Below are 21,031 nucleotides of genomic sequence, written 5' to 3'. Positions count from 1 at the left end.
GATATCCGGCCAGTTCCATGAGTGACGCATCTTACCGTGACGCGATCTTTTCGACACCCCTGGACCGGGTGGCGCGCTTTTCGTTCGACGAGAAGGTCGTCGCCTGCTTTCCCGACATGATCCGCCGCTCGGTGCCGGGCTACGGCCAGATACTGGGCATGCTGGGCCTGATCGCCGCCCGCCACCTGCGCCACGGTGCCCGGGTCTATGACCTGGGTTGCTCGCTGGGCGCCAGCGCCCTGACGCTGGCCGGGAGGCTCCCGCCGGACGCCTTCCGCTACACCGGGGTGGACCTCTCCCCCGCCATGGTGGCGCGGGCCCGGGAGACCCTGGCCGCGGAGTGCCCCGACCACGTCATGGAGGTGCTCGAAGGCGATATCCGGACCCTGGACTATGCGCCCGCCGGCATGGTCGTGCTCAATTTCACCCTCCAGTTCCTCGCCCCCGAGGACCGCGATGCGGTGATCGAGCGGCTGTTCCAGACCTTGGAGCCCGGCGGCGTGCTGGTGCTCTCGGAGAAGGTCAAGGCCGCCGACGAGCAGGAGAACGCCTGGCTGGTGGAGCGCTACCACGACTTCAAGCGCGCCAACGGCTACAGCGAGATGGAGATCAGCCAGAAGCGCACGGCGCTGGAAAACGTGCTGGTGCCGGACACCCTGGCGGGCCACCACGAGCGCTTGGCCCGGGCCGGCTTCTCCCGCGCCCACACCTGGTTCCAGTTCCTCAACTTCGCCTCGCTGATCGCCTTCAAGGACGCCTGACATGCCGATCGCACCCGAACACCGCGACCTCTATCAGGCCTTCCTCGACCAGGGGCTGGACGCCTGGCTGGCCCGCCTCCCCGACCAGCTGGCCCGCGGCCTGGACCGCCAGCGCTTCGGCGACCTGCCGGCCTGGGAGAAGGCCGTGGCCAAGCTGCCCGCCCTGCCCGGCGACAGGCAGGTGCGCCTGGACGCCGACACCGTCAGCGTCGAGGTCGACCTCACCGACGGCCAACGACGCCAGGTCGAGAACCTGCTGGGCAAGCTCGCGCCCTGGCGCAAGGGACCCTACCGACTCGGCGGCATCGCGATCGACACCGAGTGGCGCTCGGACTGGAAGTGGCAGCGGGTGGCGCCGCACCTGGCGCCGCTGGCCGGCCGCCGCGTGCTGGACGTGGGGGGCGGCAATGGCTATCACGCCTGGCGCATGGCAGGCCATGGGGCGGAATTCGTGCTGGTGATCGACCCCTCGCCACGCTTCTTCTGGCAGTTCCGCGCGGTGCGCCACTTCGTCGGCGACGCCGACGGCGGCCGTACCCACTTCCTGCCGGTGGGCATCGAGGAGGTGCCCGAGGCGCTCGGCGTCTTCGACACGGTGTTCTCCATGGGCGTGCTCTACCACCGCCCCTCGCCGCTGGAACATATCCAGCAGCTCAGGGAGGCCCTGCGCCCTGGCGGCGAGCTGGTGCTGGAGACCCTGGTGGTGGCGGGCGACGAAACCACGGTGCTGCTCCCCGGAGAGCGCTATGCCGCCATGCCCAACGTCTACTTCCTGCCCTCCTCCGCCGCGCTCTGCCAGTGGCTCGAGCGCTGCGGCCTCACCAACGTGCGGGTGGTGGACGAGGCGGTGACCACCACGGACGAGCAGCGCGCCACCGCGTGGATGAGCTTCCAGTCGCTGGCCGACTTCCTCGACCCCGCGGACTCGACTCGCACACGCGAGGGTCACCCCGCCCCGCGCCGGGCGGTGGTCCTCGCCAACCGACCGGTCTGAGCCCTGGACGGATCCGGATCTCACGCGGAATCGTCGGGCGAACCGACCACATCACGGCGCACGGCCGCCAGCCCATGGTCTGAGATGAACCCGCGCGCCTGGGCATGTTCTGCGATCAGCACGCTGTCGGCCGCCAGCAACAGGTCGCAGCGGGTGTGGCGTATCTGGTCGCGCAACCGCTGGATGTCACGCTGCCGATCCACGCGCTGGTCCACGCGACGGATATAGATCGCCTCGATACGCCCGGGATGGGCCTTGACGATTCGGGTGTAGACTTCCGGGTCATGCTGCCCGCTGTCGCCAATCAGGATGCAGGGTACCCCCTCGAACACCGCCAGCATGCGACTGATCAGTCGCTGCTTGTGATCCTCGGCCCGACGCGGCCAGGGACGGCGCGCCGAGATGCCCCACTCGCGCAGGAACAGGATCGGCCCGACCGGAATGCGATTGAGCTGGAAGAAGGCCTCCAGCATCTCGTAGATCGCCCAGGGCCCCCGTGAGACGTAGAGAATGGGCCGCTCGCCCCGGTCATCCGCGCCGCGGTGCAGGGCCTGGTACAACGACGCCACGCCGGGAAAGGCCGTGCGCCGGTGGGGCTTCTCGATGAACAACCGGTAGAGCATCCGCAGCTTGTCGGCCACGCCGGTGTACATCACGGTGTCGTCGATGTCGCTGATCACCAGCAGGTCGGGCTCGTGGGTCGGGATATAGACCTCCACGCTGGCACGCACCGACACCTCGTGGTCGGCCGTCACCCACAGCTCGGCGCGATGCCAGGAACGGTCGAGAGGCAGTGACGAGACGAGCGGCAGGTGGGCCTCGAAGTAGCCATCCTGGTCGGTGGACACGGAGACATGGCTACCACCCAGATGGATATCGACGCGGGCATCGGCCACGCCATGACGGGCGATGCGACGCACCACGTCGGCCAGGTCGCGCAGGAAGCCACGGCGCGGCACCACCCTGGCCAGCGGCGCCTGACGAAAGACGCGGCCCGTAAGGAAGGCTTCGCGCCGCGAGCCATACCCCCGGTAAGGGGTGACCGTCAGGCCGCCGTGGCCGTGATCCCGCTTCATCGGTCTGGCCACGACCCCAGCCAGCCGCTTCACGAACAGGGTGAGGGGACGAAATGCCTTCTTCACCCACGCCACCCTGCCCGGTAACCAGGACGAGACTTGCCGTTCATGGACGGACACTCCTGGCCATGTCGATGATCCTAAGCCTAGTCCCGACCCGGCCGCTCCCGCACGTCCTTCACTGCCCTTGACGATGACCACCGGCAAGGGCGGCGTAGCGTTGTCACCTATGGAACAGGCCTACCGCCTCAGGATCACCAGCCAGCGCCCCAGGTTGAGGATGCTGGCCAATGAGGCCGCCACATAGGTGAAGGCGCAGGCGGTGAGCACGTGGCGGGCACCCGCCAGGTCGCGGGGCGGGATGTACTCCTTGAGCAGCGGGAGGGCGCGCTGGAAGCTGGCATCGAACTCCACCGGCAGGGTCACCAGATGCACCAGGGCCGCGGTGCCGAAGCTGATCACCGCGGCGGCCACCACGATGGCCAGGCCGCCCGGCAGGCGGGTCAACAGGAACAGGAAGGGCGCGGCCATCATCAGCAGCGCGCCGACCTTCTCGGCCTTCTGCGCTACCGCCACCAGTCGCGAGCGCGCCAGCAGCGGCGCATATCCCTGCTGGTGCTGGATGGCATGCCCCACCTCGTGGGCCGCCACCGTCACCGCGGTGAGCGAGCGGCCCTCGTAGTGTTCCCGGGAGAGGCGCACTCGGCGCGCCTCGGGGTCGTAGTGGTCGCCCTGGTCGGTCATCTCGACCTTGACCCCCTCGAGCCCGAGGCGCCGGATCAGGTGGTCCGCCAGCTCCCCCCCGGTCCCAGGATACTCCTCGCGCCCCCGGGCGTGGCGCGCCAGCACCCACTTCGCCCAGAGGTTGGGCAGCAGGAAGAGGGCCAGCAGCAGGGCGATTGCCAGGACGATCATTGGGGGAGGCTCCGGGGTGGGGGCAGGTCATTGGACCTACCCTACCAGAGCCGGTTTCCTCGTCGGTGAACGTCTTGCCCCAAAACAAAACGAGCCCGGAGACGAAATCGCCGGGCTCGTGGACGGCCTATTGAATCGGCCTACTTGAGCAGTTCGCGGATATCCTTCGCTTCCCAGTGGGGGAAGTACTTGCGCACCAGGGCGTTGAGCTCCAGCTCGAAGCCGGCCCAGTCCACCTCGCCCGTCGGTCGGTTACCCGAGCGGGCGACGCCGCGGATCATCCCCGCGCCCACGGTGACGTTGGAGAGCCGGTCGATGACGATGAAGCTGCCGGTGCCCGGACTCGTGCCGTAGTCATCCAGCGGCACCTCGGCGGTCAGCTCGACCCGGCAGCGGGCGATGGCGTTGAGCTCGAGGCGCTCGGCGGGGTGGCGTTCCAGGCTGTTGACGTCCACCTGGTGGAGGATCTCGCCGACCTGCCCCGACACGGAGCGCCCGGCCAGGCGGATGTCGACCTGGCGCCCGGGGGCGAGCACCTCGTCATGCATCCAGACGATGTCGGCCTCGAAGGCATCGGCCATGGCCACCTCGGCGTCGGCGGCAACGATCCAGTCGCCCCGGGAGATGTCGATCTCGTCCTCCAGGGTCACGGTGATCGCCTGCCCCGGCCAGGCGGCTTCCAGGTCGCCGTCGAAGGTGACGATGCGCTCGACCGTGGAGGTCCGTCCGGACGGCAGCACCTTGATCGCCTGTCCCGGGCGCAGGATGCCGGCCTCGAGGGTACCGGCATAGCCCCGGAAATCCAGGTCGGGCCGGTTGACATACTGCACCGGCAGGCGCAGGTCGGTCAGGTTGCGATCGCGGCTGACCTCGATGCCCTCCAGCAGCTCGAGCAGCGGTGGGCCTGCATACCAGGGCATGCGCTCGCTGCGGTTGACCACGTTGTCGCCCTCGAGCGCCGAGAGCGGCACGAAGTGGATGTCGGGCGCAGCCAGTTGCCCGGCGAAGTCGCGATAGTCGGCGACGATCTCCTCGAAGCGCGCCTGGTCGAAGCCCACCAGGTCCATCTTGTTGACCGCGATCACCAGGTGCTGGATGCCCAGCAGGTCGGCGATGAAGCTGTGCCGGCGGGTCTGGGTCTGCACGCCATAGCGGGCATCGATCAGGATGATCGCCAGGCTCGCCGTGGAGGCCCCGGTCGCCATGTTGCGGGTGTACTGCTCGTGCCCCGGGGTGTCGGCAATGATGAACTTGCGCTTATCGGTGGAGAAGAAGCGGTAGGCCACGTCGATGGTGATGCCCTGCTCCCGCTCGGACTGCAGGCCATCGACGAGCAGCGCCAGGTCCACCGCCTCGCCGGTGGTGCCGCTCTTCTTCGAGGCCTGGGTGATCGCCGCCAGCTGGTCGTCGAAGATCATCTTGGAGTCGTGCAGCAGCCGGCCGATCAGGGTCGACTTGCCGTCGTCGACGCTGCCGCAGGTGATGAAGCGCAGCAGGTCCTTGTTCTCGTGCTCGTGCAGGTACTGCTCGATGTTGTCGGCGATCAGGGTCGATTGGTGTGACATCAGAAATAGCCCTCGCGCTTCTTCTTCTCCATGGAGCCGGCCTGGTCGTGGTCGATGGCGCGGCCGCTGCGCTCGCTGGTGCGGGTCAGCAGCATCTCCTGGATGATCTCGGGCAGGGTGTCCGCCCGCGACTCCACGGCGCCGGTCAGCGGGTAGCAGCCCAGGGTGCGGAAGCGCACCCACTTCTCCTCGGGTACCTCACCCTCGGCCAGCGGCATCCGATCGTCGTCGACCATGATCAGCATGCCGTCGCGCTCCACCACCGGACGCGGCGCGGCGTAGTAGAGCGGCACGATGGGAATGCCTTCGAGGTGGATGTACTGCCAGATATCCAGCTCGGTCCAGTTGGAGAGCGGGAAGGCGCGGATCGACTCGCCCTTGTTGACCCGGGCGTTGTAGAGGTTCCACAGTTCCGGGCGCTGGTTCTTGGGATCCCAGCGGTGGTGCCGGTCGCGGAAAGAGAACACCCGCTCCTTGGCGCGGCTGGCCTCCTCGTCACGGCGCGCCCCGCCGAAGGCGGCATCGAAGCCGTACTTGTCCAGCGCCTGCTTCAGGGACTGGGTCTTCATCACGTCGGTATAGCCGCTCGAACCATGATCGAAGGGGTTGATACCGGCGGCACGCCCCTCCTCGTTGATGTGCTCGATCAGCTCCATGCCGGATTCCGCGGCCATGCGATCGCGGAACTCGATCATCTCGCGGAACTTCCAGGTGGTGTTGACGTGCATCAGCGGGAAGGGCGGCGGCCCGGGATAGAAGGCCTTGCGCGCCAGGTGCAGCATTACCGAGGAGTCCTTGCCGATGGAGTAGAGCATCACCGGGTTGGCGAACTCCGCCACCACCTCGCGGATGATGTGGATCGACTCGGCCTCGAGCTGCTGGAGGTGGGTCTGCCGCTGGCGCGACGGGACCAGGCCGGCGGCGGCCTCGATGGCGCTCTCGCGTGACGGTGCGTGAAGACTGCTCATGGCCCGGCTACCTCGCATGACGTTGGGCGGGTGAGATCATGCGAGACAGGGTAACGCCGGGCCAATAATAACCCAAAAGAATTAATAACTATCTTTTTATAGCCAATATGGCTATTTGTCATTCACGGGTCGACGCGCTCAACCCAGGTCGCCAGCTCGCTGTCTCGAAGCTCGATGAGGCGATAGCCCGGGCGCGAGGCCTCATCGAGGGCGAAGGTCGAGGAGCCGGGAAGGAACTGGTCGGAGGTGGCGGGACAGCCGTAGGCCAGCACCTCGCCGTCCGCGAGGACATGGGTGCCGTGGAAGGCCTGGTGGATATGGCCGAAGAACACCGCCCGGACCTGGCGATGGGGGGCGACGACCCGCCAGAAGGCCTCGCCATCGGCCAGGCCGATCTCGTCGAGCCAGGCCGAGCCGACGGGCAGCGGCGGATGATGCATCACCAGCAGGGTCGGCCGGTCGTCGGCCGCGAGACGCTCGTCCAGGGTGGCCAGGGCCGCCTCGCCCAGCTCGCCGCCGGGCCGGCCGCTCACGCGGGTATCCAGCAGCAGCGCCCGCCAGCTTCCCAGGTCCAGCTCGTCGTGCAACGCACGACGCTCGGCCATCAGCGCCGGCTGGTCGTGGTTGCCGGGGAGCCAGAACCAGGGGGCGTCGAGCCGTGACAGCACCTGTTCCGCCAGCCGGTAGGAAGCCGCCGTCTCGTCCTCGCTGACGTCACCGGTGACCAGCACCAGCTCCGGCCGCTCCCGGTTCACCGCCTCGACCACGGCCTCCAGCTGGCGCAGCGGGAAGCCCGCCCGGGCGCGAGCCGCAGGGTCGGCCTGCAGGTGGCAGTCGGTGAGCTGGACCAGTCGCATCAGTGCCGCATTCTCCTCAGGGCAGTTGGGGCAGGTCGAGGGAGTGGCCATGGGCCAGGCCATGGTCCAGCCATTCGCCGAGGAAGCGGTTGAGCTGCAGCTTCTCGTCGGGCTGGTGCATGCGCGAGTTGGGGTAGCGGTAGCGACCGTCGAAGTGACGCTGACGCTGGAAGTCGGTGACCTCGGCCATGCGCACGTCGTGGTAGAGGTGAACGCGCATGCGCGGGGTGTCGATCATCGTGTCGAGCACCCCGCGCTGGGAGACGCGCACGATGCTGGTATAGGGGGCACGCTCCTGGAGCTTGAGGCACAGGGCCCCCAGGCGACGGCCATGGTTGAACAGCTCGACCTCGCGGGTCTCGCCGACCTCCAGGTCGCCCAGCAGCCGGGTCAGCCGGATGAAGTTGGCGGTGCACTCGCCCTGCAGGGTCTTCAGGTCGGTGACATAGGCGTTTCTCGGCACGCTACCTCCTTGCTCGCAACGATGCGCGTTCACCGGCCAGCCAGTGGAAGGCGATCAGGCACATGGCATTGTCGAGTCGCCCGGCCTGCAGGAGTTCCCAGGCCCGGGTAAACGGCAGCACATGCACGCGGATATCCTCGTGCTCCTCGTCGAGCCCGTGCACCCCACCGAGGCCACGGCTGTCGACCAGGCCACAGAACAGGGTCACCCGCTCGTCGCAGGCCCCGGGGCTCGGGTAGTAGGTGTGCAGCTCGACCAGCTCGCCCACCTCGCAACCGGCCTCCTCCATGGCCTCGCGTCGCGCTACCTCGGTGGCACTCTCGCCACGCTCGACCAGCCCGGCCACCACCTCCACCTTCCAGGGGGAATCGGGGTCGTCGAGGGCACCGGCGCGGAACTGCTCGACCAGTACCACGGTGTCGCGTTCCACGTCGTAGAGCAGCACCCCCACCGCATCGTGACGATGGTGCACCTCGCGCACCACCCTGCCGCTCCAGCCGCCCTCGAAGAGGCGGTGGCGCAGGTGGAGCTCCTCCAGCCGGAAGAAGCCCTGGTGCAGGCAGCGACGCTCGGCCAGGTCCACGTCGGCGGCCGTGAAGGGCACCGCGAGGGTCAGGTCCTGATCGTCTGCGGGCGGGCGGGTCTCGCTCATGCCGGTCTCCGGGTCGCGCAAAGGCTCCATTATCGGGACCGGGAGCGGGAATGCCAACCGCCCTGCCCTCCGGTGAGCCTCAGAAACGCTCCAGCAGCGCCCTGGCCTCCTCGCGCAGCACCTCGTCGGAGGCCCGGCGAGCTTCCCTGGCCTGGCCGACCAAAGCGCGACGGGCATGCTCGCGGGCCTCGTCGTGGCGACCCTCGTCGTCGAGGAAGTCGGCATAATAGTAGTTGACGTCGATGCCCTGGGGGCGAATCGACAAGGCGCGGCGGAACATCCTGTCGGCGGTCTCGGCATCGCCGAAGGCCACCGGCCAGCCCGGCGCCCGATGATAGAGGGCTCCCAGGGTCACCCAGGCGGAGCCGTTGTGCCCCTGTGGGTCGAGCTCGACGGCACGCTCCAGCAGCCGACGCGCTTCCTTGGCCGAGCCCATGCCCGCGAGCCCCCCGGCCTCGCGGGCATGGGAGGCGAGGATGATCCCCCGCCAGACCAGCACCCGGCTCTGCTGCGGATGGGACTCGGCGAGGCCCGCGCTCTCCTCCGCCAGCGAGGCGAGCGCGGCCTCGCGGCGCTCCGGGGCCAGCTCGGTGGCGACCCGCTCCCAGCGATGGCGCAGGGAAAAGAGCTCGTCCTCCCATTCCAGGGTCTGGGCCAGGACCTGCGAAAGCGGGGCGGCGGCCAGTGCCAGGCAGAGGGCGGCCGCGAACGGTGGGCGTCGCAGCATGGGGCATCTCCTTGTCACGATGTTGTTATGGTCGGTAGACACCGACAATGTAACGAACGTTTGAATGAACAGCCAGCCGTGTACCGACTTGGCCGCACCGCTCGCGTGGCGTATGTTCGCCGCCAGACACCAGATCGCGAGGAACGCCATGAAAGGCCGCAACATGACGCGCTGGCGGGATCCCGCCAAGGACCCGCGCCAGGAACCCAAGAGCAACCTGATCACCGCCGAGGGGGCCGAGCGGCTGCGCGGCATCCTCGACCACCTCTCGAGGGTCAAACGCCCAGCCCTCTCGGCGAAGGTGGGCGAGGCGGCGGCACTGGGCGACCGCAGCGAGAACGCCGACTACACCTACAACAAGAAGGAGCTCAACCGGGTCATCGCCCGCATCCGCTACCTGACCAAGCGCCTCGACGAACTCACCGTGGTGGACCGCCTGCCGGCGGATACCGACAAGGTCTTCTTCGGCGCCTTCGTCACCCTGGAGGACGAGGAGGGCGAGGAGATGCGCATCCGCCTCGTCGGGCATGACGAGACCGACACCACCAAGCGCTGGATCAGCGTCGACGCCCCGCTGGCGAAGGCCCTGCTCGGCAGGACGCTGGACGACGAGGTGACGGTGACCGCCCCGGGCGGCGAGACCACCTACGTGATCACCGAGATCGCCTATCGCGACCCACGGGCATAGGAGGCTCACTATGCCGGTCGTCTTCCGCTACAAGGGAATCCGGTTTTTTTTCTTCTCCAACCAAGGCAACCCGCTGGAGCCCATCCATATCCATGCCGAGAGTGGTGATGGGGAAGCCAAGATATGGCTCGACCCGCAGGTCGCTATCGCCAGCAGCGCTGGCTACAATCGAAAGCAGTTGTCACAGCTCATGCAACTGGTTGAAGAACATCGTAGTGAAATCGAGAGGGCCTGGAATGAGCATTTCCGCCAAGACCGTCGGCTTTGACGACTACACCATGTGGGTCGAGCTCAACGACGGTAGAACATTGGGCATTCCACTGGCCTGGTTTCCCCGGCTGCTGCACGCAAGTCCAGTCGAAAGGGCCAAGTGTCGTATCAGCTATTCCGGCAAGGGCCTGCACTGGGATGATCTTGACGAAGACATCTCTGTCGAGGGCCTCCTGGCCGGTCGTGGCGACGTGACTCAGCACCATGAGCACGTTGCCTGATCAACCCTTCACCGCCCGATAGACCCGGAAGCGCCGGTCGTCGGCCAGGACCTCGAAGGCGCCTAAGGCACGCTCCAGCAGGTCCGGATAGGGCAGGAAGGCGTTGGCCACCAGGATCAGCTGGCCGCCGGGGTGCAGGTGGTCGGGGGCCTCGAGGATCAACCGCCCCGCGGGGCCATAGTCGATCGCCCGCTCCTGGTGGAAGGGCGGGTTACTGACGATGGCATCGAAGCGTCGCTCCCCCAGCGCCGTGTAGACATCGCTCGCCAGGACCTCGCCCTCGAGGTCGTTGGCTGCCAGGGTGCGTCGGGTCGCCTCCACCGCGAAGTGGCCCACATCCACTGCCGTGACCCGCGCCCCATGCCGGGCCAGCCAGGCCGCCAGGATGCCGTCGCCGCAGCCCACGTCGAGAACATCATGCTGCGTCGCCGGGAGAAAAGCAGGCAACGTCTCCAGCAGCAGCCGGGTACCCTCATCCAGCTTGCCGTGGCCGAACACACCCGGATGGCTAACCAGCCGAATGCTTTCTGCCTCGAAGGTGGTCCAGGCATCGTCCGGGTCGATGCCCACCCGGTCCAGGCGGGTCGCATAGAGCCCGCAGCGCCGTGCGCTGTCCACCTTGCGACAGCCCAGCCCCAGGGCCGCCAGCGCCTTGAGAACCCGCTTGATGCCGCCCTGGTTCTCGCCCACCAGCTGCAGCGGGGTACCCGGCGGCAGGTGGGCACATAGCCACAGCAGCCACCACTCGCCCAGGGCGTGGCTCTTGGGCCAGAACAGCACCGCCCCCGGCGGGGCCGGTATCCCACCCTCGAAGGGCGAATACGCCGCCCTCCCCCGCAACCGCCAGGCCGCGAGAATGCCCTGGTCGGCGGAGAGCAGGCTCCCCTCCCCGGCTTCCAGCCAGGCGTCCCTGGGTGGCGCGACCCACAGCCAGCCGCAGTAGTCTGCATCCTGGCGCTCCAGCAGCTCGCAGACGGGGGTCTCGGCACTCATGCGGTGGTCTCCTCGGGGGATCGTGTCGGTCGCTCCAGGGTATAGAGCAGATAGCGACCCAGACGCCAGTGGGGGTCGACGCGACAATAGCGCTGCTCCAGTGCCAGCAGGCGTTCCCGGTCGGCATCGCTCTCCGGCGGTTGGCGCAGATAGTCGGCGAAGACCCGGATGCCCGCCATCTCACGGATTACCAGGCCACTCTCGGCGCTCCAGGCCTCGACCTGGCCATGAGTCAGCGGCGAGATCGGCGTCAACCGCTTGCGCAGCCCCCTGCCCTCGAGTCGGTCGGCCAGGGCTTTCTCCAGATTGCCCTTGACCACGTTGGAGAGCCTGAGGGCGTCCCGGTTGAACACCATCAGCGAGAGCTGACCGCCTGGCGACAGCAGGCCGGCCAGGGTGGCCAGGGCCCCGCGCGGATCCGCGAGCCACTCCAGCACGGCATGGCAGGCGATCAACGGCCAGGGGCCGGGCGCCAGCTCGGGAAGCGCCTGGAGCGGCGCCTGCAGAACGTTCACCTCCCGGCCCGCCAACTGCTCCCGCGCCTGGGCCAGCATCTCGCCAGAGGGCTCGGCCAAGGTCACCGCATGGCCACGTGCGGCAAACCAGTCGGCCTGCTGGCCCAGGCCGCCACCTACGTCGAGCAGCGGCTGGCCGCGAAGGTCGAGCATCTCGGGCAGCAGGCGGTCGAGCAGCGCCAGACGCAGCTCGCCGCGGGCCCCGCCGTAGAGGCTCGCGGCGAACTTGTCGGCCAGGCCGTCGAAGTGACGGTCACCAGCCGGTGAAAGAGGAGAAACGGGTTCGGACATGCCGGCCACCGGTCGCGGGTTTGCCGTGCATTCTACTCGGGAATCCCGCCGGACTCATGGCCCGCGGCAAGGCCCAGGCCCACTGCGGGTTTATCTCGGCGGTTCAGGCGCTTATAATGCGCCCGGTCGCGCCCCCATAGCTCAGCTGGATAGAGCGTCCCCCTCCTAAGGGGAAGGTCTCAGGTTCGAATCCTGATGGGGGCGCCAGTAATTTCAATGATTTGCGTAAAAACAAGCAATCATTTCCATCGTCAAGATCGCTTTCGCCCCTACATACGCCCCCGCACTCTCCTGAGTAGGCCCCAAGATTCGGGCACCTACGCGACTCCAGCAACTGGGTGTACTGGCGCCTCATCTCCAGCCCGAGGCCCATGGGCGAATCAGGTTCTTCTCCCCAAAGTTGTCGATGGATATTCCCCATCCTCCAGGCAGCGCGTCAGCACGTCGGCGTTTCGCTCGCTGCAGTGGTTCGCTGAACAAGCAGTTGATCGATTCGCTGTCCATCCAAGTCGACGACTTCGATCCGCCAGTCGCCGACAGTCACGTGCTGGCCCACCTTCGGCAGTTCCTCGGCCCGGTGCAGGACGAGGCCGGCCACGGTCTCGTAGTCAGAAGCCTCCTCCAGCGTGATGCCGATGTGGTCGGCGAACTCGTCGACAGGCATCGAGCCGGCGACTAGCAGGGAGCCGTCCGATCGCTCGACCAGCTTGGGTTCGTTCACTTCCGCGTCATCGAATCCCCCTGTGATGGCGCTGAGAATATCCATGGGGGTGATGATGCCCTCGAAATGACCGTACTCATCGTAGACGAGGAGCATTTGCTCGGGGGCTACCTTGAGTTGCTCGATCACCTGCATTGCCGGCAGGGCATCGTTGACCACCGGGGCAGGTCGCAGGAGCGATCCGGGATCGAAGCCTTCTTCCGCCACCTGCAGAAGATCACGACTGTGAAGGATGCCGACGATGTCGTCCTGCCCGCCATCACGCAGCGGGAGGCGTGAGCGGCCGGAGGCGAGAAACCGGGCGAGGATCTCTGTACGGGTATCGCCGATCTCCGCAAGCTCGACCTCGTGCCGCGGGGTCATCAAGCCGCGTGCGCAGCGGTCGGCGATGCGCATGACCCCGGCGATCATCCTGGTTTCCCCCTTCTCGATGGTGCCAGCGCCCTCCGCCTCGGTGATGAGCGTCCGGATCTCTTCGTCGCTGACAACAGCCTTCTGCTTGCCCGAATGTCCGATCAGCATGAGCACGAGCTTGCCCGACCGGTCCAGCAGCCAGACGAGGGGCAGGGCAGCGCGGGAAAGAAGCTGCATCGCCGGCGCAATGCGGGAAGCGACCGACTCTGGGTTGGCCAACGCGATCTGCTTGGGAACGAGCTCGCCGATGATCAGGGAGAGGTAGGTAATGACGACGACGACCATACCGACGCCCAGCGGGTCGGCGAGGCGTGCAGGAATCCCGAGGCCAGGCAGCGCTTCGGCGAGCCGGATACCCAGCGTCGCCCCGGAGAAGGCACCGGAGAGCACACCGACCAGGGTGATCCCGATCTGGACAGTCGAGAGAAACCGCCCCGGGTCCTCGGAGAGAGCGAGGGCGATTCTGGCCCCCCGTGAGCCGCCCGCGGCCCGTGTCTTGAGGCGCGTCGGTCGGGAGGAGACGATCGCCAGCTCCGACATGGCGAGCAGGCCGTTCAGCAGGATCAGGGCCAGGACGATGAGGGTGTCGAGGAGCATAGGACTCGGTAGGGGGACAACGGCAGGTAGCGCTCAGGAGAGTCCGCCACAAGGGGGAGAGCCGTTTGATGATGGCACAGGACCCGTGTGACCGTCACGGTACGACGCGAGTCAAAGCGGCGCTCCCTCGCGGTTTCCACTGTCCCCCACCGCTCCCTTTCGGCCTTGCCGGACCGGGGCGGTGAGACGTTTCCCGGGGGCACTGCATGCACGTCGGCTATCCCTGATACTCACTGACATGCAGCACCTCGGTACGCTCTCTAACGAGCCTAACGAGCGAAGCTGCCGAGGGCCACTTCGTAGGAGCGTTGGATATGGTCATCCATCAGCGCCCTCGCCCCCTTGACGTCCCTGGCCAGCGCCAGTTCCACCAGCTCGCCATGCTGAGCATCAAGCACGTGTCGAACCTCCGGCTCCCCGGGCGCCAGGCGCCGGTAGCGGTCAAACTGGTCGTGCAACTGCTCGATGAAGCGCATCAGCCACGCGGAACCACAGGGCGCCACCAGCGTGCGATGGAAGCGCATGTGCAGCCGCTCCCATTCCTCTTCCATCTCCGGCGCCTCGTCGGCACGTTTCAAGCGATGTGCCGCCGCCAGCAGCTCTGACTCCCATTCGGCGTCGCCTCGCTGAATGGCCCGCTCCAGCGCCATGCCCTCCAGTGCACGCCGCATGTCGGCGATATCATCGAGCTCGTCGCGCGCCAGACGCGGCACCCGGAAGCCACGCTGGTTCTCCTGAATCAGCAGACCATAGGCCGCAAGGCGATTGAGGGCTTCGCGCAGCGGACTCAGGCCCACCCCGTAGCGCTCCTTGAGGGCACTGATCGCCAGCTTCTCGCCGGCGGTGAAGCGTCCATTGACCAGGTCCTGCCGCAGGGTGTCGTAGATCCAACTGGACGCCGTCACCCCCTCCTTGCGTTCGAAGATCCCCATACTGCCTCCCCGTGGCCTCCACACATTGAAGGTTGACGCTGCTTTCTGTTGCAAACTATATTCTAGACCAAATAATCGATTTTTTATCTAAAAGACAATGACAATGACAAAATCAATTCCAGACATTGGGATCGACCGCTCGGGGCCGCGTTCATGACCGACCCGTCTCCCGCTTCGCTGCGCAAGGTCTTCTGGGCCTTCACCCGCATCGGCCTGCTCGGCTTCGGTGGTGGGCCGGCCATGATTCCGCTGGTCCGCGAAGAGGTCGTCACCCGTCATCACTGGCTGGATGACGATGCCTTCGCCGACGTGCTCGCGATCGCCAACACCCTTCCCGGCCCCATCGCCACCAAGATGCCGGGCTACATCGGCTATCGCGTCGGCGGTATCGCCGGCTGCATCATCGCGGTTGCTGCCGTCATCGTCCCCATGATGCTTGCCATGATCCTGCTGCTGGGCCTGTTCAGCCGCTATCGCGACGTCACCTGGATCCGCGGGATGGGCTATGCCGTCGTGCCCGTGGTGATGGTCATGATGGGCCAGCTGACGCTGGACTTCTGGAACAAGTCACGCCTCTCCCTGGGCCCCTGGACGAGCCTCGTCATGGGGGCGGTGGCAGGCGTGCTCATCTACCTGCTCGGCCTCCATCCTGGCTGGATCATCGGTGCCCTGCTGATAACGGCGATGGTCGCGCCAGAGCCGCGCCCGAAGGAGGCCCGTGAATGATCCACTGGGAGCTGTTCCTTGCCTTCTTCATCCCCAACATCATCGGGTACGGCGGCGGCCCGGCGATCATTCCGCTGATCGAGGCGGAAGTCGTCGGCCGCTACGGCTGGATGACGGCCCAGGAATTCGCCGAGACCCTGGCCCTGGGCAACGCCCTGCCCAGCCCCATCGCCACCAAGATGGCCGGCCAGATCGGCTTTGACGTTGCCGGTGCGAGTGGCGCTCTGGTGGCGGTGCTGGCCACGGTGGTGCCTTCCCTCCTGTTGATGCTGGGCGCCCTGGGACTTCTCTATCGATACCGTGACTCACCCCGCGTCAAGCGCATGAGCCAGTGGGTCCGCCCGGTCATCGCCATGATGATGGCCTGGCTCACCTGGAGCTTCTTTAGCGAAGGGTTAGCAACGGCAGGACTCGTCCACACCCTGCTGATTGGCTCACTGGCGGCCCTGACGCTGCTGCGGTTTCGAATCCACCCGGCCTTCATCGTGATGGCCGCCCTGGCCTACGGAGGACTCTTTCTCGGTTGAACGCCCCATAACAAGAACCGACACGGAACACGCGCTCACACCTGGTTCGGGATAGCCCGAACCTCACGACAAAAGCCACAACATCCGAGGTGTACCACCATGATGCGCAACAAGCTGACTCCCATCATTGCCACCCTTGGCCTGAGCATTGCCATCGCCGGCAACGCCCAGGCCGAGTATCCCGAGAAGGATATCCGCCTGATCATCCCCTACGGCCCGGGCGGCGCCACCGACATCATCTTCCGGCTTATCTCGAAGGAGGCCGAGGAGCACCTGGGCGAATCGGTGGTGCCGGTGAACATGGCCGGCGCCGGCGCAACGCTCGGTTCACGCAACGTCAAGGATGCCGATCCCGATGGCTACACCCTGCTGGGCAGCCATGACACCATCGCGCTCTCCAAGCTGGCCGGCACCGTGGACTACTCCTACGATGCCTTCGAGCCCATCACCCTGCTGACCCAGACCATCAACCTGCCGGTTGCCCACGCCAACCATCCCGTCAAGAGCGCCGAGGAGATCGCCGACTACGTCAGCGAGAACCCGGGTGAAGTTCGCTTCAGCATGATCCCGAGCTCCACGGACCACTTCTTCTGGGTCCAGTTCTTCGAAGCCGCCGGCATCGACATGGCCGACGTGCGCCTGGTCGGCTATCCCGATACCGGCGAACAGGTCTCCGCCCTGCTCGCCGAAGAGATCGACTTCGCGATGTTCAACCTGCCTTCCGCCGGGGCCTTCTTCGAGGACGGCAGCTTCACCCCGCTGGGCGTGGCGCACCCCGAGCGGCTCGACAGCCTGCCCGATGTCGCGACGCTGCGCGAGCAGGGGATCGAGATGGACCACTCCACCAGCCGTGGCCTGTTCGCCCCCAAGGGCACCCCGCAGGAGATCCTCGACACCCTGGCGGACGCCTACGGCAAGGCACTGGAAGATGACGAGGTACGCGGTCGCATCGAGAACGATTTCGGCTCGGTGGTGCGCTATCTGCCCGGGGAGGAGTACCAGGCCTTCCTGGAGGAGAATGAGGCGGCCCTCACCGCCGCTGCCGAAGACATCGACTTCCAGAACTGAGACGCGGCGAGCCCCCGGAGACCCAGGTCTCCGGGGCAAGCACGGAGAGCAAGACCATGCTGACCTTGACCAAGGACCGCGCCCTGGCACTTGCCATGCTGGCCCTCACCGGCATCCTGCTGGCAGAGACCCGAAACATCGCTCCGCCTACCAGCTGGCAACCCTATGGTTCGGCCCTTTTTCCGCAGATCCTGCTGGGCATCATCGCCGTCCTGTCCCTGCTGCTGTTGCTGCGCACCTTCTTCGTCTCCCCCGCTGATCGCAAGGACGAACCGGACCGGCCACGTCGCTCCCTGGCGGCCTGGATCCGGCATAACGGTACCGTGCTGTCACTGTTCGGCCTGTTCGGACTCTATGCCCTGCTGCTGCCACTGATCGGCTACCTGCCCGCCACGCTGGCGTTCCTGGTGACATCGCTGGCCCTGCTGCTCGGTATCGATACGCGCCGCAAGTGGATCATCAACCTGACGGTCTCGTGCACGCTCGCCCCGCTGGTCTACGTGATCTTTCGTTTCGTCCTCAACGTCTGGCTACCCTGACGATGGAGTGACCCATGGCTGACTTCTTTCTACAAGCGCTTGCTCAGGTCGGCACGCCGTCGGTGCTGCTGCTGATCCTGATAGGCGTGCTGTTCGGCATCATCGGCGGCAGCATACCCGGCTTCACCGTGACCATGGCCATCCTGGTGGTGTTCCCCTTCACCTTTGCCATGGATCCCGTCAGTGGCGTTTCGCTGATGGTCGGTGTGTTTGTCGGAGGGTACTCGGGCGGTATCGTGTCCGGCGTGATGCTGGGAATCCCCGGCACGCCCTCCTCCATCACCACCGTCTATGACGGCTACCCCATGGCCCAGCGCGGGGAACCCGGGCGCGCACTCGGCATCGGCGTCGCCGCCTCGTTCATCGGCACCCTGATCAGCGTGGCCGTGCTGGTCTATTTCGGTCCACTGCTGGCCAGTTTCAGCATGAACTTCCGGCCCTGGGAGATCACGGCATTGATCATCTTTGCCCTGACGCTGGTCGCCGGTCTCTCGCATGGCGCCCTGCTCAAGGGTCTGCTGGCCGCCGCCCTTGGCCTGCTGATCACCACCGTGGGCTATGACCGCAACAGCAACCTGCGCTTCGACTTCGGTTTCGATGCCCTCGGCGCCGGGTTCGAGATGCTGCCGGTGATGATCGGTATCTTTGCCTTCTCCCAGCTGATGGGGAACCTGGAGAAACTGCGTGATGACCCGCAATCCGCCAAGGGCGCCAATACCAACGTCGCCATACCCTATACCCTGATCCTGCGTGACATGGCCGGCCAGAAGATCAACACGCTACGTTCGTCGCTGATCGGCAGCCTGATCGGCGCCCTGCCGGGTACCGGCGGCACCGTGGCCAACTTCGTCAGCTACGACCAAGCAAAGAAGTTCTCGCGCCACCCCGAGCGCTTCGGCACGGGCATACCGGACGGCATCGTGGCCTCCGAAGCCTCCAACAGCGCCGTGGCGGGCGGGGCCTTCGTGCCGACCCTGGCGCTGGGCATCCCCGGCGACCTGCCCATGGCCATCATGATGGGCGTGCTCATCCTCCACGGCATCACGCCCGGGCCGCTCATGTTCGAGCAGAACCCGGTGCTGGTGGGGGCCATCTACGCCAGCCTGATGATCGGCGCGGTGGTCATGGTGCTGTGTCAGCTGCTGCTGGTGCGCTGGTTCGCCAAGATCTCGCTGATCCCCCAGCAGGTCCTGGTACCGGTCGTGCTGATGCTGTGCGCCATCGGCTCCTATGCCCTCAACAACAACCTGTTCGACGTCTGGGTACTGTTCGCCTTCGGGATCCTCGGCTACCTGCTCTGGAAGGCCTCGGTGCCCCTGACCCCGCTGATCCTCGGCGTGGTGCTGGGTAACAACCTGGAACGTCAGCTGTTCCGCGCCCTGGAACTCGAGAGCAGCTGGCTGACCTTCCTGACGCGACCGCTCTCGGCCCTCTTCCTGGCCCTGGCCGTCGCCTCCGTGATCTTCTCGCTCTACCAGAACCGCAAGATTCAGCGCCTTCAGGCCGATGGGGCCACGTCCCGCAACGCCTGACATCCACAGAGGAACCCCGTATGCAATTCGATGCGCATTATTACCCCAGTCCCTCCCGTCGCATGACGACGTTCGGCCGCCGCGGCATGGTCGCCACCTCACAGGCCCTCGGCGCCGAGGCGGGCATGCAGATCCTGCGCCAGGGGGGCAATGCCGTGGATGCAGCCATCGCCACCGCCGCGGCGCTCACCGTGGTGGAGCCAACCTCCAACGGGCTGGGCAGCGACGCCTTTGCCATCGTCTGGATGAATGGTGAGCTGCATGGCCTGAACGCCAGTGGCCCTGCGCCACAGGCTGCCACCATCGAGGCCGTCAAGGCACTGGGTCACGAGGCGGTGCCCGAGCACGGCCTGATTCCCGTGACCGTTCCCGGCGCCCCTGCCGCCTGGGCCACGCTGTCCGAGCGCTTCGGTCGACTGCCCTTCGCCGACCTGCTGGCCCCGGCCATTACCCTGGCAGAGGAAGGCTTCCCGGTCTCGCCGTTGATCAATCAGCTGTGGGAGGAGGCCTTCGATACCTATAGCCGCTACGATGACGAGGCCTTCCAGCCCTGGTTCGGGACCTTCGCGCCAGGAGGCCATGCGCCACGCCCCGGCGAGATGTGGTCCTCCCCGGATCATGCGCACAGCCTGCGCCTGATCGCTGAGACCCGTGCCGGGGCCTTCTATGACGGCGAGTTGGCCGACCGCATCGATGCCTTCTTCCGAGAGCACGGCGGACTGCTGCGCCGCGAGGATCTGGCTGTCTTCACCCCGGAGTGGGTGGAGCCGATCAGCACCCGCTACCGCGAACACGATATCTGGGAGATCCCGCCCAACGGCTGTGGCCTGATCGCCCTTCAGGCCCTCGGCATGCTGGAACACCTCGGTGAAGAAGCACGGGATCCGGTCGAGACACTCCATCGACGCATCGAAGCCACCAAGCTCGCCTATGTGGACGGGCTGCACCACATCACCGACGGTGATGCCATGCGGCCGAGCGTCGAGCAGATGCTGGCCGACCCGTATCTCAAGGGGCGTGCCGCCATGATCGGCGAGCAGGCGCTGGATCCGGTGCATGGCAACCCCATCACCGGCGGCACCGTCTATCTCGCCACGGCGGACGCGGAGGGCAACATGGTCTCCTTCATCCAGAGCAACTTCAAAGGCTTCGGCTCCGGCATCGTGATCCCCGGCACGGGCATCAGCCTCCAGAACCGCGGCTGGTCGTTCAAGCTAGATGAGAGACACGCCAACGCCCTGGCCCCCGGCAAGCGCACCTATCACACCATCATTCCCGGCTTCATCACCCGCAACGGCCAGGCCGTCGGTCCGTTCGGCGTCATGGGGGGCTTCATGCAACCCCAGGGCCACGTCCAGGTGATCACCGGCATGCTCGACGACGCCCTTAACCCGCAGGCCGCGCTGGACATGCCACGCTGGAAGTGGACGACAGGACGCACCGTCGAGGTCGAGCCCCACTTCCCCGACCACCTGGCCCAGGCGCTTGCACGACGCGGTCATCACATCGTCAAGCTGGCGGATTCCGTGAGTTTCGGTCGTGGGCAGATCATTGTGCGCGACGCGGAAACCGGCGTGCTGTGCGGGGGCACCGAGCCCCGCACCGACGCCGCGGTACTGCCCTGGTAACTCCCCGGGCAGGCTGCCGGCTGGAAGGCGCTTCACGGCCGGCCAAGCCATCACGATGACAAGGAGATGCTCCTCCATCGCCTTCGGTGAGCGCTGCCGGAAGGCCGGTGTTCGGCCCTCGATGGGGTCTGTCGGGGATTGTTACGATGACTCGATGGCCGAGAGCGTCTTTGCCACTCTGGAATGCGAGTTGCTCGACAAAAAATGGTTCGCCACGCCGGCGGAGGCGAAGCGGACGGTCTTCGCGTTCATCGAGGGATGGCACAACCCACATCGCCGACGCTCGGCGATTGGCTATGCCAGTCCCTCCGCTTCAAGCGACACCAGGCGGCAGCCTACGTCCGAAACCGCACAACGTCCGCCGACTCGGGGAACGCCAACGCTCAGTTGG

23 protein-coding genes, 1 tRNA gene and 1 pseudogene are annotated in these 21,031 nt (G+C 66.5%); 13 read left to right on the top strand and 12 right to left on the bottom strand.

Features of this window, described 5'->3' with window-relative positions:
• Positions 1–17: 17 nt before the first annotated feature.
• Positions 18–761 (top strand): carboxy-S-adenosyl-L-methionine synthase CmoA, encoded by a 744-nt coding sequence (gene cmoA, locus QLQ86_RS12475; RefSeq protein ID WP_282734798.1) that lies wholly within the window; start codon positions 18–20, stop codon positions 759–761.
• A gap of 1 nt (position 762) precedes the next feature.
• Entirely contained in the window at positions 763–1,755 is a 993-nt protein-coding gene (gene cmoB, locus QLQ86_RS12470) for a tRNA 5-methoxyuridine(34)/uridine 5-oxyacetic acid(34) synthase CmoB (RefSeq protein WP_282734799.1), read from the top strand.
• Positions 1,756–1,775: 20 nt separating this feature from the next.
• Here the strand turns inward: cmoB and QLQ86_RS12465 are convergent, their stop codons facing one another.
• The 8 genes from QLQ86_RS12465 to QLQ86_RS12430 form a co-directional block, all read right to left on the bottom strand.
• Positions 1,776–2,831 carry an App1 family protein gene (locus QLQ86_RS12465; protein WP_282817229.1) on the bottom strand — a complete coding sequence of 352 codons (1,056 nt, stop codon included), beginning with the start codon at positions 2,829–2,831 and terminating at the stop codon, positions 1,776–1,778.
• 240 nt (positions 2,832–3,071) lie between these two features.
• Positions 3,072–3,746, bottom strand: a complete 675-nt coding sequence (locus QLQ86_RS12460; protein ID WP_282817163.1) for a zinc metallopeptidase — start codon at positions 3,744–3,746, stop codon at positions 3,072–3,074.
• A 140-nt stretch (positions 3,747–3,886) separates the two neighbouring features.
• Positions 3,887–5,311: a sulfate adenylyltransferase subunit CysN gene (gene cysN, locus QLQ86_RS12455; RefSeq protein ID WP_282817162.1), complete on the bottom strand. Its 1,425-nt coding sequence runs from the start codon at positions 5,309–5,311 to the stop codon at positions 3,887–3,889.
• Positions 5,311–6,279 carry a sulfate adenylyltransferase subunit CysD gene (cysD, locus tag QLQ86_RS12450; RefSeq protein ID WP_282817161.1) on the bottom strand — a complete coding sequence of 323 codons (969 nt, stop codon included), beginning with the start codon at positions 6,277–6,279 and terminating at the stop codon, positions 5,311–5,313. The genes cysN and cysD overlap by 1 nt, the downstream gene beginning before the upstream one ends.
• 122 nt (positions 6,280–6,401) lie before the next feature.
• Entirely contained in the window at positions 6,402–7,136 is a 735-nt protein-coding gene (locus QLQ86_RS12445) for a phosphodiesterase (protein ID WP_282817160.1), read from the bottom strand.
• Between the two features lie 16 nt (positions 7,137–7,152).
• Entirely contained in the window at positions 7,153–7,599 is a 447-nt protein-coding gene (locus QLQ86_RS12440) for a DUF1249 domain-containing protein (RefSeq protein WP_282734804.1), read from the bottom strand.
• 1 nt (position 7,600) lies between these two features.
• On the bottom strand, positions 7,601–8,251 hold the full coding sequence (locus QLQ86_RS12435) for an NUDIX domain-containing protein (RefSeq protein WP_282817159.1): 651 nt from the start codon (positions 8,249–8,251) through the stop codon (positions 7,601–7,603).
• A gap of 79 nt (positions 8,252–8,330) precedes the next feature.
• On the bottom strand, positions 8,331–8,978 hold the full coding sequence (locus QLQ86_RS12430; protein ID WP_282817158.1) for a tetratricopeptide repeat protein: 648 nt from the start codon (positions 8,976–8,978) through the stop codon (positions 8,331–8,333).
• A gap of 148 nt (positions 8,979–9,126) precedes the next feature.
• On the opposite strand from QLQ86_RS12430, the gene greB reads away from it, so the two are divergent.
• The 3 genes from greB to QLQ86_RS12415 are packed head-to-tail and all read left to right on the top strand — an operon-like array spanning position 9,127 to position 10,157.
• Positions 9,127–9,666 (top strand): transcription elongation factor GreB, encoded by a 540-nt coding sequence (gene greB, locus QLQ86_RS12425; protein WP_282817157.1) that lies wholly within the window; start codon positions 9,127–9,129, stop codon positions 9,664–9,666.
• Positions 9,667–9,676: 10 nt separating this feature from the next.
• Positions 9,677–9,934, top strand: a complete 258-nt coding sequence (locus QLQ86_RS12420; RefSeq protein WP_282817156.1) for a DUF4160 domain-containing protein — start codon at positions 9,677–9,679, stop codon at positions 9,932–9,934.
• Positions 9,903–10,157, top strand: a complete 255-nt coding sequence (locus tag QLQ86_RS12415) for a DUF2442 domain-containing protein (RefSeq protein WP_282734808.1) — start codon at positions 9,903–9,905, stop codon at positions 10,155–10,157. The genes QLQ86_RS12420 and QLQ86_RS12415 overlap by 32 nt, the downstream gene beginning before the upstream one ends.
• Here the strand turns inward: QLQ86_RS12415 and QLQ86_RS12410 are convergent, their stop codons facing one another.
• Both QLQ86_RS12410 and QLQ86_RS12405 read right to left on the bottom strand, forming a co-directional pair.
• On the bottom strand, positions 10,158–11,150 hold the full coding sequence (locus tag QLQ86_RS12410) for a methyltransferase (protein WP_282817155.1): 993 nt from the start codon (positions 11,148–11,150) through the stop codon (positions 10,158–10,160). It lies immediately after the preceding gene.
• Positions 11,147–11,956: a methyltransferase domain-containing protein gene (locus QLQ86_RS12405; RefSeq protein ID WP_282817154.1), complete on the bottom strand. Its 810-nt coding sequence runs from the start codon at positions 11,954–11,956 to the stop codon at positions 11,147–11,149. Before QLQ86_RS12405 ends, QLQ86_RS12410 begins: the two co-directional genes overlap by 4 nt.
• A gap of 130 nt (positions 11,957–12,086) precedes the next feature.
• On the opposite strand from QLQ86_RS12405, the gene QLQ86_RS12400 reads away from it, so the two are divergent.
• Positions 12,087–12,163, top strand: a tRNA-Arg gene (locus QLQ86_RS12400).
• A 229-nt stretch (positions 12,164–12,392) separates the two neighbouring features.
• Here QLQ86_RS12400 and QLQ86_RS12395 read toward each other — a convergent pair.
• Both QLQ86_RS12395 and QLQ86_RS12390 read right to left on the bottom strand, forming a co-directional pair.
• Positions 12,393–13,688, bottom strand: coding sequence for a hemolysin family protein (locus QLQ86_RS12395; RefSeq protein WP_282817153.1), 1,296 nt, complete (start codon positions 13,686–13,688; stop codon positions 12,393–12,395).
• A gap of 269 nt (positions 13,689–13,957) precedes the next feature.
• Positions 13,958–14,620 (bottom strand): GntR family transcriptional regulator, encoded by a 663-nt coding sequence (locus tag QLQ86_RS12390; protein ID WP_282817152.1) that lies wholly within the window; start codon positions 14,618–14,620, stop codon positions 13,958–13,960.
• Positions 14,621–14,773: 153 nt separating this feature from the next.
• Here QLQ86_RS12390 and QLQ86_RS12385 point away from each other — a divergent pair, with 153 nt between their 5' ends.
• The 7 genes and pseudogenes from QLQ86_RS12385 to QLQ86_RS12355 all read left to right on the top strand — a co-directional run.
• On the top strand, positions 14,774–15,346 hold the full coding sequence (locus QLQ86_RS12385; RefSeq protein WP_282734813.1) for a chromate transporter: 573 nt from the start codon (positions 14,774–14,776) through the stop codon (positions 15,344–15,346).
• Positions 15,343–15,873, top strand: a complete 531-nt coding sequence (locus tag QLQ86_RS12380; RefSeq protein WP_282817151.1) for a chromate transporter — start codon at positions 15,343–15,345, stop codon at positions 15,871–15,873. The genes QLQ86_RS12385 and QLQ86_RS12380 overlap by 4 nt, the downstream gene beginning before the upstream one ends.
• 99 nt (positions 15,874–15,972) lie before the next feature.
• Positions 15,973–16,941, top strand: a complete 969-nt coding sequence (locus QLQ86_RS12375) for a Bug family tripartite tricarboxylate transporter substrate binding protein (RefSeq protein ID WP_282734815.1) — start codon at positions 15,973–15,975, stop codon at positions 16,939–16,941.
• A 56-nt stretch (positions 16,942–16,997) separates the two neighbouring features.
• Positions 16,998–17,480 (top strand): tripartite tricarboxylate transporter TctB family protein, encoded by a 483-nt coding sequence (locus QLQ86_RS12370; RefSeq protein WP_282734816.1) that lies wholly within the window; start codon positions 16,998–17,000, stop codon positions 17,478–17,480.
• Between the two features lie 14 nt (positions 17,481–17,494).
• Entirely contained in the window at positions 17,495–19,012 is a 1,518-nt protein-coding gene (locus QLQ86_RS12365) for a tripartite tricarboxylate transporter permease (RefSeq protein ID WP_282817150.1), read from the top strand.
• A 20-nt stretch (positions 19,013–19,032) separates the two neighbouring features.
• On the top strand, positions 19,033–20,640 hold the full coding sequence (locus QLQ86_RS12360) for a gamma-glutamyltransferase family protein (protein WP_282817149.1): 1,608 nt from the start codon (positions 19,033–19,035) through the stop codon (positions 20,638–20,640).
• A gap of 70 nt (positions 20,641–20,710) precedes the next feature.
• Positions 20,711–20,947: pseudogene (locus tag QLQ86_RS12355) on the top strand (integrase core domain-containing protein); the annotation flags it as partial.
• Positions 20,948–21,031 lie beyond the last annotated feature (84 nt).

The sequence above is a fragment of the Halomonas rhizosphaerae genome (genome assembly GCF_030012485.1).
In the GTDB taxonomy this organism is placed as follows: Bacteria; Pseudomonadota; Gammaproteobacteria; order Pseudomonadales; family Halomonadaceae; genus Halomonas; species Halomonas rhizosphaerae.
Note: the sequence above shows the minus strand (reverse complement) of the source record. Positions and strands in the feature narration are given on the sequence as shown.